Source organism: Pseudomonas sp. GW456-12-1-14-TSB6, assembly GCF_059424205.1.
The window spans coordinates 12,625-26,217 of record NZ_JBWKZE010000025.1 but is presented as its reverse complement, the minus strand read 5'-3'; the positions used below and the strand labels follow the sequence as shown (position 1 = coordinate 26,217).

Annotated in this window: 17 protein-coding genes and 1 pseudogene; 7 read left to right on the top strand and 11 right to left on the bottom strand. The window is 58.3% G+C overall.

The genetic code is table 11. The annotated features are described in order from the left end of the window. Positions 1-613 precede the first annotated feature (613 nt). Positions 614-1,387: pseudogene (locus tag AC07Y2_RS21270) on the bottom strand (hypothetical protein); the annotation flags it as partial. A 228-nt stretch (positions 1,388-1,615) separates the two neighbouring features. On the opposite strand from AC07Y2_RS21270, the gene AC07Y2_RS21265 reads away from it, so the two are divergent. The 4 genes from AC07Y2_RS21265 (at position 1,616) to AC07Y2_RS21250 (ending at position 3,931) form a co-directional block, all read left to right on the top strand. Next, positions 1,616-2,020, top strand: a complete 405-nt coding sequence (locus AC07Y2_RS21265; protein ID WP_103386809.1) for a type II toxin-antitoxin system HicB family antitoxin — start codon at positions 1,616-1,618, stop codon at positions 2,018-2,020. 44 nt (positions 2,021-2,064) lie between these two features. Further along, positions 2,065-2,259, top strand: coding sequence for a hypothetical protein (locus AC07Y2_RS21260; RefSeq protein WP_103386808.1), 195 nt, complete (start codon positions 2,065-2,067; stop codon positions 2,257-2,259). A gap of 147 nt (positions 2,260-2,406) precedes the next feature. Further along, complete coding sequence (locus tag AC07Y2_RS21255; RefSeq protein WP_103386807.1) at positions 2,407-3,552, top strand: polymorphic toxin type 44 domain-containing protein; 1,146 nt, start codon at positions 2,407-2,409, stop codon at positions 3,550-3,552. Next, positions 3,533-3,931, top strand: coding sequence for a hypothetical protein (locus AC07Y2_RS21250; protein ID WP_256587045.1), 399 nt, complete (start codon positions 3,533-3,535; stop codon positions 3,929-3,931). The genes AC07Y2_RS21255 and AC07Y2_RS21250 overlap by 20 nt, the downstream gene beginning before the upstream one ends. Before the next feature lie 79 nt (positions 3,932-4,010). On the opposite strand, the gene AC07Y2_RS21245 is transcribed toward AC07Y2_RS21250, so the two are convergent. Next, positions 4,011-4,379 (bottom strand): DUF6124 family protein, encoded by a 369-nt coding sequence (locus tag AC07Y2_RS21245; RefSeq protein WP_103386805.1) that lies wholly within the window; start codon positions 4,377-4,379, stop codon positions 4,011-4,013. Positions 4,380-4,901: 522 nt separating this feature from the next. Between AC07Y2_RS21245 and AC07Y2_RS21240 the strand changes: the two genes are divergently transcribed. Then, entirely contained in the window at positions 4,902-5,630 is a 729-nt protein-coding gene (locus tag AC07Y2_RS21240) for a class I SAM-dependent methyltransferase (RefSeq protein WP_039772725.1), read from the top strand. 39 nt (positions 5,631-5,669) lie between these two features. On the opposite strand, the gene tam is transcribed toward AC07Y2_RS21240, so the two are convergent. Continuing rightward, positions 5,670-6,440: a trans-aconitate 2-methyltransferase gene (gene tam, locus AC07Y2_RS21235; protein ID WP_103386804.1), complete on the bottom strand. Its 771-nt coding sequence runs from the start codon at positions 6,438-6,440 to the stop codon at positions 5,670-5,672. A gap of 214 nt (positions 6,441-6,654) precedes the next feature. On the opposite strand from tam, the gene AC07Y2_RS21230 reads away from it, so the two are divergent. Next, complete coding sequence (locus AC07Y2_RS21230; RefSeq protein WP_039772727.1) at positions 6,655-7,065, top strand: low affinity iron permease family protein; 411 nt, start codon at positions 6,655-6,657, stop codon at positions 7,063-7,065. Positions 7,066-7,114: 49 nt separating this feature from the next. Here AC07Y2_RS21230 and AC07Y2_RS21225 read toward each other — a convergent pair whose 3' ends face one another. From AC07Y2_RS21225 to AC07Y2_RS21190, 8 genes are all read right to left on the bottom strand, one after another. Further along, positions 7,115-7,618: a DUF4142 domain-containing protein gene (locus AC07Y2_RS21225; RefSeq protein ID WP_064594055.1), complete on the bottom strand. Its 504-nt coding sequence runs from the start codon at positions 7,616-7,618 to the stop codon at positions 7,115-7,117. A 75-nt stretch (positions 7,619-7,693) separates the two neighbouring features. Next, a complete protein-coding gene (locus AC07Y2_RS21220) occupies positions 7,694-7,849 on the bottom strand; it encodes a KGG domain-containing protein (RefSeq protein WP_074691067.1) in 156 nt (51 codons plus the stop codon). A 118-nt stretch (positions 7,850-7,967) separates the two neighbouring features. Further along, on the bottom strand, positions 7,968-9,317 hold the full coding sequence (locus AC07Y2_RS21215; protein WP_103386803.1) for a sensor domain-containing protein: 1,350 nt from the start codon (positions 9,315-9,317) through the stop codon (positions 7,968-7,970). Between the two features lie 76 nt (positions 9,318-9,393). Beyond that, positions 9,394-10,032: a LysE family translocator gene (locus tag AC07Y2_RS21210; protein WP_039772730.1), complete on the bottom strand. Its 639-nt coding sequence runs from the start codon at positions 10,030-10,032 to the stop codon at positions 9,394-9,396. Between the two features lie 60 nt (positions 10,033-10,092). Next, positions 10,093-10,509, bottom strand: coding sequence for a fosfomycin resistance glutathione transferase (gene fos / locus AC07Y2_RS21205; protein ID WP_085666789.1), 417 nt, complete (start codon positions 10,507-10,509; stop codon positions 10,093-10,095). 3 nt (positions 10,510-10,512) lie between these two features. Further along, the gene (locus tag AC07Y2_RS21200; protein WP_103386802.1) at positions 10,513-11,232 is read right to left on the bottom strand and encodes a PA3715 family protein; all 720 of its coding nucleotides are present in this window, start codon (positions 11,230-11,232) and stop codon (positions 10,513-10,515) included. 35 nt (positions 11,233-11,267) lie between these two features. Then, entirely contained in the window at positions 11,268-12,005 is a 738-nt protein-coding gene (locus tag AC07Y2_RS21195; protein ID WP_103386801.1) for a PA3715 family protein, read from the bottom strand. 20 nt (positions 12,006-12,025) lie between these two features. Continuing rightward, positions 12,026-12,937: a LysR family transcriptional regulator gene (locus AC07Y2_RS21190; RefSeq protein WP_178082871.1), complete on the bottom strand. Its 912-nt coding sequence runs from the start codon at positions 12,935-12,937 to the stop codon at positions 12,026-12,028. Positions 12,938-13,015: 78 nt separating this feature from the next. On the opposite strand from AC07Y2_RS21190, the gene AC07Y2_RS21185 reads away from it, so the two are divergent. Then, positions 13,016-13,504, top strand: a complete 489-nt coding sequence (locus tag AC07Y2_RS21185; protein WP_039772734.1) for a DMT family transporter — start codon at positions 13,016-13,018, stop codon at positions 13,502-13,504. Positions 13,505-13,593: the final 89 nt, after the last annotated feature.

The following is a 13,593-nucleotide window of genomic DNA, read 5'->3' as shown; positions in this document are numbered from 1 at the left end:
TAGTTTCTGAGCCTCATCAAGAAAATGAAGCATTAAGCGAAGCACTCAACGGAGCAGTTAACTTTTGCACTAAAGGTTGATTAATTTGCTTTATAGCGAAACTAACACACCTTTTAACGCAACTTTTAACGGTGGAACGGCAACCGTATGGTTGACTGCTACATGGCTACGCCCTAACCTTTCGAGTTGCGAGTATCAAAAGCTGTAGGGCGTCGAGTGCTGGGGATCAATCTATCACAGGATTGAGCCTTGGAAACCACCCGCCGCTATCGTAGAAAGGCCGGGCGCACGCCCGGCCTTTCTGCATCCTGCGCCGGCGCCATGGCATTTTCTGGCCGGCCACCTAAAGATAAATTGACGAAACCTCGACAGTTTGCGGGTTTGCCGCCCCCGGGGCAAATGCGATTGTATGTACGCTCAACAAAGTGCATATGTGAGTAGTAATACGCTGTTGACGGTTCACCATCCGACGGACGGTAGGCCCCGGGGGAAGTATATTTCCCGGCCGGCCGTAAGTTGTACTCGGCCGGCCAAGTTTATCCACATTTTTATGCAATGAATTTCACCAGCACACGCTCTTGATAAAGAGAAAAAACAGCGACGGTTACTCTTTTTATAGAGTGATTGGAGACAGTTTTGTATTTAACGCTGCTATTTTTGTGGCTCTGGTTGTAAAGCCTGTGGCATCACTCGGAGTCGGTGTTGGCCTTGGCAAATGGGTATGCGCTGCTAACTGGATGTTCATCTCCTGCAACAGCGTGAGTGTGTCGCAAACGATCTTGAACAGATTCACATCCTCAGATCCGATCCAATTTTTCGGCGCTTGAAGCCGCTGCCCCATGGCCGACACGCTTCGACGTAATCCTTCGATCCGCTCCTGCATATCATCGCCCACTGTGGCGTTGAGCTTCTGTCCCACAACCAGGTTCAGATCCCGCCCAGTCGCCTGGTGCTGATCGTCCACCGCCGCCAGGCTCGCCGCCCCGCCCGACAGCAGCTTGAGCGCGCCCAGCGCTTCGATCTTTTTCACACCACCAACAGTCTCGGTCGAGTGGTCATCGACGGCCCGCGTGTGGCTCTGGAACTGCTCGCGGTCGTCCAGGGCTTCAACCTCACGCTCGATCGCGTGATCCCGGATCTTGCCGTCGGTTTGGCGTAGCCAGTTGCCGTCCGCGTCGACACGCTGCTGAGCCGTGCCGCTGTGCTGCCACACCTGGTCGCCATTCGGCACCTTCGGCATGCTCAGACCGTGGGGCAAGATCGATTGAATGTAGGGCTTGTTCGGCAGGCCGTAGGCAAAGCACACCACAACGCGCGTGCCTTCCTCCGGAAAGGCATAAATGCCCATGTCCTCGCCACCCCTGGGGATCTGCAGCGCCGTCCGGGCGGCAAAAAACTGTCCGCCCAGCTGCTCACAAACCCTTCACCCTTTCCCAACTGCGAAATAAGAATGGGAACCCCGACTAAAATTCAGAGCCTGATTTGTTCCGCTGAACAATTCAGAAACAAAGCGTTGATTGCAGATCCCCTGCTCCGCCGTACGCTCCCTCCAAGACCGAAACCGCCCTATGAGGCGGAGTCCAATATGTAGCACCATATTCAGGGGCGAATCCGCATGCTTTATCCAATCGCAATATCTCCCAGCGAAGGCGACTCAACATGGGGTGTTGAAGTACCAGACCTCCCCGGTTGTTTCTCCGCCGGAAACGATCAGGACCATGCGTTGGAAATGGCCAAAGAGGCGATAGAAACTCACATCGCGATTCTCGCTGAGAGCGGTGCCGTGATACCTGCCGCCAGCAAGGTCAGTAACCATGTTTCCGATCCGAGGTTTGAAAACTGCGTATGGGCGTTGGTGGATGTGGACATCAGTCAGTGCCTGGGGAATACCCAAGAGATCAACATCACACTTCCAGGCTACTTGTTGAGCCGCATAGACCTTCACGTCAGCCAGCATCCGGAGGAAAAGAGTCGTTCCGCGTTTTTGGCTTCGACTGCGTTGCGTATGTTGAGTTCGTGAATAATCTCGACCCCGATGGATCTGATCTGCACGGAAAATCTGCCATGAACAGCGAAACCATCCGTAACCGAAAAGACCTGAACATTGCATTTGCTCGGATGGAAAAGCTCTGGGGGGCTGAACCCGGATCATCCGATGGAAATGAACTGGAAAACCTCGCTGTGCTTATCGAGCAATATGAGAACGAGCACTATCCAATGCCCACGGAAAAGAACGACATACGAACGAACGACCAGTGATCCTGTAGGAATTGCCGCACACTAACATGGCGTGATGCTCGCCATGTTTTCAGACGTTTCCCAGCGACCAGTCCTTGAGATTCCGCTAGCATTCGCACACCCAAGAGGACGCTTGGGGTTAACGGATGTATTCAACAAGGACGACTCATGCTTTCTTCCGCACGCTTGGGCGATAAACACGTTTGCCCGTTGCCAGGACATGGCACAACCCCGATTGCCTCAGCCTCAGCTGACACCAATATCAATTTCATGGGCGCCGCTCGCGTTGGCGATACGTGCGGCTGTGGCGCAGTGATCACCACCGGTTTTCCATCGATTCTGATTAACGGCCGACCAATGGCTCACCTCTCCAGCCCCACCAGTCACGGTGGAACGATCATCACCGGCAGTGACGACACCTTTGGTGGTTTTGTTCTTGGGAGCGCCGTTGGTAGTCCTGTTATCGATTTCGCCTTAATGGGTGCGATTCGCCCTGACGGAAAGGTTGATGAGGAACGAATGGCCACTCTGCTGGCCGATCCTCAGTTGAAAACCAAGGCAACGGCTGTGGGTGCCCTTATCGATCCTAACGCCCCAAAAAAACCGCCAGCCAAGAGGGCCAAACCTGAGGAAGAAAAGAAACCTGCCGCCTGCACTCACCCCGATAACATGGAGCCCGTGGCGGCTTACATTGCCGATGAGATGAACCGGAATATCCTGCATCCGTCGGTCGTGAAAATGAAAAATGCCAACAGCTTCGATCCGGCAGCGGAGACAAGGAAATACCGGGAGCTGCCGTGGTATGCCCGAATCGGGGAACCGCCGAACTACTACACCATGGCTCTGGGAAAGAAAGCAGCGGCATTGACGTTGTGGACGGAGCGGGTTGGACAGAATCGCCCTTGGGATCACAAGCCGATTATCAAGAAGCGGTTCGGCTCGTATTACTACAAACACGGGAAATACGAATACTTCTACGACATCTGGTCGAACATCCATTACGGTTATGTCGGCAGAGCGGGAGGACTATCCGAAAGCCTTTTGCTGGATGGTGCAGGACTTGAACAGATCGCATCGGACTCGATTCGTAAAGCCCAAGACTGGAAGAACAAACCCGGGCCACGTCAGTCACCGGGTGTCGAAGGGCTGCGGGCTTGGGATGACGTCGCTGACAGGGTTTCTATCAGTATTGGTGTGAAGCTGTACAAGCGATACCCGCACGGTGGAATTACAGCAAAAATCGTCATGGATGAAGTGCTCGCCGTAGCACCTGAAAATTGGGGAGATGGAGTCAGTGTCCACGAATGCAAGTAAGCGACGCCCGCTCTATATCGTCATGCGGGTACTTATTTTGGCGGTGTTGACGTATCTGGTTTGGTACGTCGCAGTGCCACGCGTCGAGATTGATTTCTCGAAAGAAGGCACAGGTGATTTGAGGTTTGTGCTGAATACGCAAAATGAGATCTTTCGCGGAAACCTTGCCCCCGGAGAGTCTACGGGCGGACCAGGGCATCTGTTTCCCGATGATGATTTTTTTATGGAGTTTGATTGGCGTAATTCCGGGCAGAACCATTGCATCAGGATCACCCCGAAATGGCCCACGACTAAAATTCATATCGGGAACAATGGCGAGGTTGACCGTAGCGCTGGCAGTGGCACTGATGTCGATCAGTTGGAGCCCTGCGCACCTTGAAGGAGAAAACCTTCGTAAAGAAAAACCGGCTCAATGAGCCGGTTTTTTTTATGCCTTCTAAAACATTGCATCAACGCAGTTAACTCTTCACCTCAACATGATCCAGCGCCTGACTCACCGCCAATTCACCCAGCATCACCAGTTGCGCAATGCCTATCGCGGTTCTGCGGTGGGTGGGGTCGAGGGTGGCGGCGAAGTTGCTGAGCATTTCGCTGGCCGAGCCCAGGGATTCGCTGGCGTTGGCCAGCAGGGATTCGGTGTCGTAGGCCGGGTTGGCGAAGTACATCGGTTCGGGTTGGTTGGTCGTGCCCATGACATGGGCGCCGGGGCAGAGGTAGTGATCGAGGGCGCGGTTGGCGGCGTCGTTGAGTTTTCTGCAGTCGTTCGAGACGTACGGGGACGCTGGGTCGGTTTCGACTTCTGGGGGATTCGGGGTTGGCTTGAACATGATTTGATACTCGGTGTGATGGTTAGAGCTGCCCCATTCGGTTCCACGCGAAGGGGTGGCAGCTGTACGCAGGTTGGAACCCGGGCCACCAAGCAAAACCCGACAGACTCTAAGTCTCCCGCGCACAGCCGCCATAACAGAGTGCACACCATCAAGGTGCGCAAGCATACGTCATGAACGACGCTTTGCATTCAGTGAAGTCGCCGGGGTTCCAATCCCGATCGCCGATTCATCAGCGACCCTCACAGGCTAGAGCCCGCACTTCCGACGGACAACCTGAAAACCTTGTGGGAAGGTTCAGTAAACAGGGCTAATACTTTAAACATCCCGTTGCGAAAAACCGCGTTTACAGATCCCCAACACTCCCCCGGTTCTCACACTCGCCACGACCCGCTAGCATTTCCCCATCACCCACCACCCTCCCCCTGCGCGGCCATCGACGAATACGCGCCTTCACGTTTCGAGGGATTCAAATCCGTGGCCTGCGAGCCACCCAAATCAAATTCAAAAGAGCAGCAATCCATGACCCAGAACATCTACGACGACCCCGAATTTTTCCACGGCTACAGCCAGATGAACCGCTCCATCGGCGGCCTCGATGCTGCGCCGGAATGGCCGGCGCTGAAAGCCTTGTTGCCCTCCCTGCACGGTTTACAGGTGGTGGATCTGGGCTGCGGCTACGGCTGGTTCTGCCGCTGGGCCAGCGAACACGGCGCTGCCCAAGTGCTGGGTCTGGATGTCTCGGAGAAAATGCTCGAGCGGGCGAAGGAAACTACTTCGGCCGCGAACATCCGCTACGAACGTGCCGACCTGGAACACCTCGATTTGCCTGCGTGCACTTACGATCTGGCCTACAGCTCACTGGCCCTGCACTACATCAAGGATCTCTCTGGGCTGTTTGCCAAACTGCATACGGCACTTAAACCCGGCGCGCATTTTGTGTTTTCCATCGAGCACCCGATCTTCATGGCGCCGCGCAATCCGGGCTGGCTGATCGACAGCGAGGGCAACAAGCGCTGGCCGCTGGACAGTTATCAGATGGAAGGCGAGCGGGTGACCAACTGGCTGGCCGACGGGGTGATCAAGCAGCACCGCACGGTCGGGACGCTGCTTAATGCATTGATCGACGCCGGGTTCACGATTCAACACGTCAATGAATGGGGCCCGAGCGATGAGGAAGTGGCTGCGCAACCGGCCCTCGCTGAAGAGCGCGAGCGGCCGATGATGATGCTGGTCGCTGTACAGCGCTGACCGTAAAGAAAGGGCCGATCAAATCGGCCCTATTTCGTATCAACGTGTGGCGACAATGAACAACCGCGGAAACGGCAACAACACCGAACCGTCCGCCAGCGCCGGATACGCCTTCGCGACCTCCGCCAGATAGTGCGCCAGATAGTCCGCCCGCTCCGCTTCCGTCAGCGGACTGAGGAACGGAATCAAACCGCTGCCCTTGAACCACTCGACAACGCCTGAAGCCCCGCCCGCCAGCTGATGGTGATACGTGGTGCGCCACACATCGACCCGTGCGCAATGCGGCCGCAGCATCGAGAAATAGGCACTGGCATCCGCCATCTCGGTCCGCTGCCCCGCCGCGCCCGCCAGTTTGCTGGCCCACGGCCCGTTGGCCGCCACTTCACGCATCAACCGATGGGACGGCTCGTTGAGGTTGTCCGGCATCTGAATCGCCAAGCTGCCACCCTGCGCCAACTTGCCCGCCAGCGCCGGCAGCAACGTCGCGTGATCCGGCACCCACTGCAAAACGGCGTTGGCAAAGATCACATCGAATGGCCCTGCATCCGCCCATTTATCGATGTCCGCCACCGCGAACTGCAACTGCGGCAGACGCTTGCGCGCGGCATCGATCATGTCCGGCGAACTGTCGAGCCCCTGCACTTTCGCCCCCGGAAAACGCTCCACCAACAACTCGGTCGAGTTGCCCGGACCACACCCGATATCCACCACGGAACGCGCCTCGGGCGTGGGAATTGCCGCCAGCAAGTCGCGGGCCGGGCGGGTGCGTTCATCTTCGAAAGTGACGTATTGCTTGGCGGACCAGGTCATTGCGTTCTCCTGTCTTGGACGTTTTGGCGAAACGTAGAAAAGCAGCTGCCGACACGATACAGCGATCGCGTTTATCTGCCCTCCCCTACGTATGTCCGATATCGCCGGGACCGCTGTCTTCGCCGTGCCCACAGGAACTCAGAAAACTGTAAGTAGAATTTTCCGCCCCCCTCCGATGTCTGAATTTCAAGCGCCCCCAACAAGGAAAACGGCCATGAAATTCGCAAAAATCTCCCAGAAGCTCGCCCTCTGGGCCGGCAGCCCCAAGACGTTCATGGGGGCGTTGATTCTGATCGGGCTCTGGGGGTTGAGCGGGCCGATTTTCGATTACAACGACACCTGGCAACTGATCATCAACACCTCGACCACGATCATCACGTTCCTGATGGTGTTCCTGATCCAGAACACCCAGAACCGCGACACCGACATCCTGCATTTGAAACTCGATGAACTGCTGCGGGTGAACAAGGAGGCGCAGAACGCAATGCTTGGGCTGGAGTCGCTGGATCTCAAGCAGCTGGAGGCGCTGCGTCGGCATTACCGGGCGATGGGTGAGAATGAGGTGTTTGACCTGGAAGGTCTGGGGGACAAGAGCAAGCCGAAGCAGGATCTGAATGAATGCTGAAAGGCAAAAAAAACGGCGCTAAAAAAGCGCCGTTTTCATTGCTGCGGATTCAGCGACTGGCCTGAAGGGCTCGGGCCATTTCCAGATGACTCTGCAGTTTTGGCAGGGTCTCGTCGGCAAACGCCTTGATCTCCGGCACGTCGGTGGTCTGAGCCTCCTGCTGGATCTGCTGAATGGCCTCTTCCGTGGCTTTGACCTGGCTGGCGGCGTAGGCCTGATCGAAGCTGGCGCCTTCTTTGACTTCGGGCATCAGCGCTTTGGCCTTGTCGGCAACTTCTTCGCGGGGGGCCACCGGCAGGTCCAGTTTCTTGGCGATTTTCGCCAGATGCTGGTTGGCGGTTGTGCGGTCGTTGATGACGACGATGGTGTAATCCTTGACCTCTTTGGACTCGGCCTTGCTGTGCGCCAGACGACTGGCCTCAATGTCGGCCATGCCTTTGGCCGAGGCCTCATTGATGAAGTCGGCGGGCGACTGGGCAAACGCGCTGCTGGCGAACAACCCCAGCAGGCTGACAAAACTGATGTGGCGTACTCGGGTGGCCATCCGGCTCATGGTCGCGCCCTCCTTCTTTGCAGATTCAAGCGGGAGCTTGCGCCCCCGCCTCTCAATCAAAACAACCTTCACCGACTACTTCGACTTTTGAGCAGGCTTGCGGCCCATCTCGGTTTTAGGCTCTTTGTCGACCGTCGTGGTGGTGGTTTTCCCACCTTTGCGACCGGCTTCAGACGCCTTGGTCTTATCGTTGGCGAAGTTTCCCGAGTTCGAGTTTCTTGAATTAGGCATGATTCTCTACCCCTTGGTATTTGATCGCGGCGAGCAGGTGCCCGCCTAGATTGAGAATTTCCTGACCGCCAAAGGTTTAGAAAAGTTGCCGTCGCCGCGACGAACGGTGAGCTGCCAGTCAGTGGTCCAGCGCCCGATGATTCAAACGTTTGGCGGCGTACATGGCCTGGTCGGCGTGGCGGAACAGTTGCTGTTCCTCACGTCCGTGCTCGGGATACCGCGCCACACCGATGCTCGGTTCGATACTCAGGTTGTGCCCGTCCAGGCGCAGGGGTTGCACCAATACCTGTCGGATTTTTTCCGCCACGCTGTCGGCATCGTCGGCGGCGTGGACGCTGTGCAGCAGCACCACAAACTCGTCGCCACCGATCCGCGCCACGGTGTCGGTCTCGCGCACGCAGCCCTTGAGCCGGTTGGCCACCGCCTGCAAGAGCATGTCGCCCACCGCATGGCCAAAGGTGTCGTTGACTTGTTTGAAGCGATCCAGATCGACGTACAGCAGCGCCATGTGCCCGGACTGTTCCCGCGCATGGTTCAGAGCAGCCTTGAGGCGTTCGCGCAGCAGTTCGCGGTTGGGCAACTGGGTCAATTGATCGTATTGCGCCATGCGCCGCAGGCGGGCGTGCAGTTGTTGGCGTTCAATGGCGGTGGCGACCTGGGCACAGACGTATTGCAGCAGTTCCTTGTCGCGTTCGGTGTAGCGCTCGCCACCGGGCAGGCTTTTGACGATCAGCGCGCCGATGGTGCGGTCTTTCGAGCTCAGCGGTACGCCGAGCCAGCACGGCGATTGCTGCCCGGCCACCAGCGCGGCGAACTCCGGCGGCGCGTGGGGGCAATCCGGGGTCAGGAGGATTGGCTGGCGGCTGCGGATCACTTCCGCACACAGGCGACCGGTGACGGTGCCGGGTTGCTCCGGTTGCAGCTCGTCATCGTCCACGTGATAGGGAAAATTCAGCTGCGCGCAATGTTCGTCGTACAGCGCCACGGAGAAATTCAGCGCCGGCAGCCACTCGCCAATAATCATGTGGATGCGCTTGAACAGCGCCAGCAGATCCTCCGCCGCATGGGCCGCTTCGGAAATGGCGTACAGCGCCGCCTGCCGAGATTCGGCGAGTTTGCGCTCGGTGATGTCCCGGGCCACGGCGATGCGCAATTGGTCGACCTCCGACCAACGCGCCGACCACAGGATATGCACGACGCTGCCGTCCTTGCGCACATAACGGTTTTCAAAATTGTGCTTGGGCTCGCCGCCCATGATGTCGCTCGCGGCAGCCAGGGTGCGCTCACGGTCGGCCGGGTAGACGTAGTCGATCATCGACTGGCCGATCAGTTCGTCAGGCGTGTAGCCGAGAATCCGCTCGCAGGCTGCGCTGACAAAAACGAAACGGCCCTGCTTGTCCACGGCACAGACGGCGTCCAGCAACAGATCGATGTAACTCGCCAACGGCGCGGAATTTCGGCTTTCCATGGTTCAGAAAAGGTGTCCGGACAATGCAGCGCTGATCCACCGTCCCTGACCCCGACCTCGCATCCTGCGATCGATTTCAAGCCTTGTTCGGCATCAACCCCGGCAGTGCATGCACCAGCGCGTTGATGGCAAAACCGATGAACATGATCCCGCACAACCGGGTGATCGCCAGCTCATGACGCTGGTACAACGTACGCACCTGCCGCGCCCCGACGATGCCAATGAGGATAGCGTAGGCGAGCAATCCGCCGAGGAAACTCAAGGCGATCAGCATCGGCAGCATCGACCAGTTGAGCAGTTCGGCGCGGCTCGACAGCAGCGCGGTGAAGGTCGCCACCGCCACCGGGTAGGCTTTGGGGTTGGTCAGGCCGAACAGGATGCCGTGCCAGAACGGCTGACGCGCCGCACCCTGCGGCTGATCGCCGTTGCTGCGTTTGGCCCGCACCGCACGCCAGCCGAGCCAGAACAGGTACAGGCCGCTGAGTACGCCGAGCACATCGAAAGCGGTGCTGCCGATTTCCCGGGCGCCGACAATCGCGATCAGCGCGGTGCTGCACCAGATCACGTCGCCCAGCAGATGCCCGCACAAGAACCCCGCCCCAGCCCTCCGCCCACGTGCGGCGCCAATGCCGAACACCGCCAGCACACCCGGCCCCGGCGTGATGCCGTAAATGAAACCCGAGGCCAGCACGGCCATTAGCAACGATGGAGTCATGGAAAACCTGCAAGTCCCGGAAAACGTGGCCGCCAGTCTATCCCAGCAGTTTGTGAATATTCACGACTCGTTGAAAAAACCCATGCCCGCGTAGGGCTTTTGCCGACACGCGGCCAGACGCGAGGCCAGGTCGCCGACGTGGGCTTCGAGTTTGTGCCCGTCCGGGTCGAGGAAGTAGAACGACGCGCCTTCGCTGCGGTTGTCGCGCCATTCCTGCACGTTGGCGGCGCGAAGCTGCTGTACGAACAGCGGGAAATCCGCAGTGCCAATGCTGAAAGCGTAGTGGGTGTAGTCGGCGGCGGGTTCGGGATGGCGCTTCGGATCGAGGGACAGGCACAACCACAGGCCCGGGAGCGACAGATAGGCACCGGCGTCCCAGGTGGCCTCGACTCGCAGCTGCAACATATCGCGGTAGAACGCGAGGCTGCGGTCCAGGTCGGTGACAGCGAGGGTCAGGTGATTGAGGCCGGTGAGCATCGGTCAGTAACCTCTGAGGTCTTCGGGGATGAGGTATTGCTTGCCGTCGTAGGTCAGGGTGATTTGGGTTTTCTTCAGGTCAGTGGTTTTGGAAACGCACTCTTTGCCTGACAGAGTCGAGGCGTACACCACACCACTTGAAGAAACGATCAGATCAGAGAAGCCATTATGGCTGGACGGGCCGATTTCCACGGTCCTGAGGATTTTCGTGTCCTTGGTTTCGCACTCCCCGCTACCCTCGCCAAATTCTTTCCGAATGACCAGACCTTCAAGCACCGGTCGCAACTTGCTGCCTTCGCGCACATACAACGCCAGATCGGTTTTCGCGTAGGGGTTGGCGCTTGAGAGATGGTCGGCGAAATCCGATCGCAGACCGAAGGCGCGAACGTCCGACGCCAGACGGTATCGAGCGGTATCGATCTTCAAGTCATCGAAGCTGATCGCGTCGGAGTTGTAGGCTCCAGGCTTGACGTAAGTCGCCAACGGCTTGGCATTGGCGGCGTTGAGGAGCGACAACTCCAGATCGAACACGCCGTCGTGGTCACCTTCGGAGTCGGACACAAATGTAGATTTTGCCGAGATCGCCTTGTCCGGAAAGGCGGGCCACACTTTGCAGCGTGACAGGGAGTGACCGTCGAATTTTTTTACCTGACAGGCAGCGTGGGCCTGAGTGGTAATGGCCAGAAAACCGAGGGCGATAAGAAGTCGAGTTGGAGTGAGCATTGTTCTTCCTTGAATTAAGTCGCGTTGGCTCTGTATCACTCGATGGCTTTGAAACCTTTAGGCAAAACGTATGATTTTCCGTCGTAGCGAAGGGTTGTCAGCACAGGTTTACTGGTTGTGGTTTTCTCATCACAAGTGTCTGGATCACCTTTGCCAACAATTCCCGTAGTCACCGATTTGACGATCAGATCGGCATAACCGTGCGAACTGGTCTTTCCAATCTCGATCGTGCGCAGGGTGCTCGCGCGTTCTCCCGCACAATTTCCGTCCCACTCTCCGTTGTAGCCATACACCACAAGTCGGTCCAGCACAGGGCGTAAGGTGTCTCCTTCCTTCACGTAAAGCGACAGCGAAGTCTCATCCATGGGATTGACGCGGGAGGAGCCTTTGAAGACGACCCGAACACCAAAGGCCCGAATTTCAGGGGTCAATTTGTAGCGCGCGGTATCGAATTCCACACTGTCCAGCGCGAAGGCATCGGACTGGAATGCAGAAGGCTTGTGATAGGTGGCCAGAGGCTCCGAATCCTCGACCGAGACAACAGAGAGGGAAAGATCGTAACTGCCGACATCACCGGTTTTGCCATACACCGGATCCGGCTCAAATTTTGAGACAGCCTTAAGCGTCAAGCCAGGATAAGCCGGCCACGCCTTGCACACTGAAAAGTCCCGCGCGCCCGTCACAGGCTCAGGCACACAATCAGCCAACACCTGCCCCGCCATCAGCGCCCCACACAGCGCCAGCCCCACCATCACCCCAGACTTCACTGTCACGCCCCGCTCCTTGATGTTTTTCAGCCGCGCACTATCCCCTGCTCAATCCGCCGATTCAACCAGTTCAACGCCTGATCCCCGCCCCGCCGCTTGTGCCACGCCGAGACAAACGTGAACGGTGCAATTTCAAACGGTGGCGGTACGACGATCAGCGATTGGTCATCCACCTCGTTCAACGCCCGCGAAGCCACGGTCAGGATCAGATCCGTGCCGCTGATAAACCGCGGCGCGGCGCTCCAGTGCGGCAGGCTGATGGCGACGCGGCGGCGTTCGCGCAGGGCGGTCAGGGTGCGTTCGATTTCCGGGGTGCCGCTGCCGCGCATTTCCAGCAGTACGTGCGGGCGTGACAGGTAGGTGGGCAGGTCGAGCTGGCCGTCGGCCGGCAGGCTGTGGCGATCGAGCAAACACACGTAGCGTTCCTCGAACAGCGGCGTGCTGCGCAGTTCGCCGGGCAATTCGGGGAGTACGCCGGCGGCGAGGTCGATGTCGCCGTTGAGCAGGCCTTCGACCATGCCTTCGCGGCTGGCATGGCTGATTTGCAGGTCGATGCCCGGTGCTTCCGCGCGCAAGGTGCGAATCAACCCGGGCAGGATGATCGCCGCGCCGTAGTCCGACATCGCGAGGCGAAAGGTCCGACGGGCGCTGGCCGGATCGAAGGTGTTCGGCGCCAGCAGCGATTGCACCTGGGCCAGAATTTCGGCCAGCGGCGCCGCCAGCTCCAGCGCCCGCGCGGTGGGCATCAGCCCCGAACCGGCACGCACCAACAATGGATCACCGAGCAAGTCGCGCAGACGCGCCAATGCGTGGCTGACCGCCGGTTGACTCAGGTGCAGACGCTCGGCGGCGCGGGTCACGTGTTGCTCGCCGAGCAAGGCGTCAAGGATTACCAGCAGGTTGAGGTCGATGCGGCGCAGATCATTCATTCGATGCATGTTCCGGATACCAAAACAGAATTTAAATCTGCGCGACGAATACCCTAGAGTCCAGCAAAACCTTGCCGGAGAACGATCATGGGAACGATGCAGTGGGTCGGATTGCTGCTGTTGGCGGTATTCGCCGGGGCGGTGGTGCCGTTTCAGAGTGCGATCAATATCAATCTGGCGCGGGGGTTGGGGCATCCGCTGTGGGCGACGTTCACCTCGCTGGTGGTGAGCGTGCTGGTGCTGTTGCCGGTGATTGTCGTCCTGCGCCTGCCGTTACCGTCGCTAGCCCTCGCCAGCAAGCTGCCGCTGTGGATGTGGACCGGCGGGGCATTCGGGGTGTGCTTCGTCGCACTGGCGGTGGTGTTGCTGCCGAAGCTGGGGGCTTCGGGATTTCTGGCGCTGGCCCTGGCCGGGCAAATGATCACGTCAATCGTGCTGGATCACTTCGGCCTGTTCGGGCTGGTGGAGAAGCACCTGACATTGCCGCGCCTGTTCGGCGCGCTGTTGTTGGTGGCGGGAGTATTGTTGATTCAGTTCTCCCCAGTGCTGGAAAAGAGCGCCACAGCCGTTGGATAAGGGTTCGGGCGTAGGCACTGACGCGCCGGGTTTGTCGTTTTTTTCATCGTCTCACAGCCCGGCAAGGCTTCGCCCTACAAGCAAATCTC

What these genes read in the sequence shown, in the direction of transcription:
- AC07Y2_RS21215 (WP_103386803.1), bottom strand. Translation starts at nt 9,317, where the DNA reads ATGGAAAGCCGAAATTCCGCGCCGTTGGCGAGTTACATCGATCTGTTG.
- fos (WP_085666789.1), bottom strand. Translation starts at nt 10,509, where the DNA reads ATGCTCACCGGCCTCAATCACCTGACCCTCGCTGTCACCGACCTGGAC.
- AC07Y2_RS21210 (WP_039772730.1), bottom strand. Translation starts at nt 10,032, where the DNA reads ATGACTCCATCGTTGCTAATGGCCGTGCTGGCCTCGGGTTTCATTTAC.
- AC07Y2_RS21265 (WP_103386809.1), top strand. Translation starts at nt 1,616, where the DNA reads ATGCTTTATCCAATCGCAATATCTCCCAGCGAAGGCGACTCAACATGG.
- AC07Y2_RS21240 (WP_039772725.1), top strand. Translation starts at nt 4,902, where the DNA reads ATGACCCAGAACATCTACGACGACCCCGAATTTTTCCACGGCTACAGC.
- AC07Y2_RS21200 (WP_103386802.1), bottom strand. Translation starts at nt 11,232, where the DNA reads ATGCTCACTCCAACTCGACTTCTTATCGCCCTCGGTTTTCTGGCCATT.
- AC07Y2_RS21245 (WP_103386805.1), bottom strand. Translation starts at nt 4,379, where the DNA reads ATGTTCAAGCCAACCCCGAATCCCCCAGAAGTCGAAACCGACCCAGCG.
- AC07Y2_RS21220 (WP_074691067.1), bottom strand. Translation starts at nt 7,849, where the DNA reads ATGCCTAATTCAAGAAACTCGAACTCGGGAAACTTCGCCAACGATAAG.
- tam (WP_103386804.1), bottom strand. Translation starts at nt 6,440, where the DNA reads ATGACCTGGTCCGCCAAGCAATACGTCACTTTCGAAGATGAACGCACC.
- AC07Y2_RS21255 (WP_103386807.1), top strand. Translation starts at nt 2,407, where the DNA reads ATGCTTTCTTCCGCACGCTTGGGCGATAAACACGTTTGCCCGTTGCCA.
- AC07Y2_RS21230 (WP_039772727.1), top strand. Translation starts at nt 6,655, where the DNA reads ATGAAATTCGCAAAAATCTCCCAGAAGCTCGCCCTCTGGGCCGGCAGC.
- AC07Y2_RS21185 (WP_039772734.1), top strand. Translation starts at nt 13,016, where the DNA reads ATGGGAACGATGCAGTGGGTCGGATTGCTGCTGTTGGCGGTATTCGCC.
- AC07Y2_RS21225 (WP_064594055.1), bottom strand. Translation starts at nt 7,618, where the DNA reads ATGAGCCGGATGGCCACCCGAGTACGCCACATCAGTTTTGTCAGCCTG.
- AC07Y2_RS21260 (WP_103386808.1), top strand. Translation starts at nt 2,065, where the DNA reads ATGAACAGCGAAACCATCCGTAACCGAAAAGACCTGAACATTGCATTT.
- AC07Y2_RS21190 (WP_178082871.1), bottom strand. Translation starts at nt 12,937, where the DNA reads ATGCATCGAATGAATGATCTGCGCCGCATCGACCTCAACCTGCTGGTA.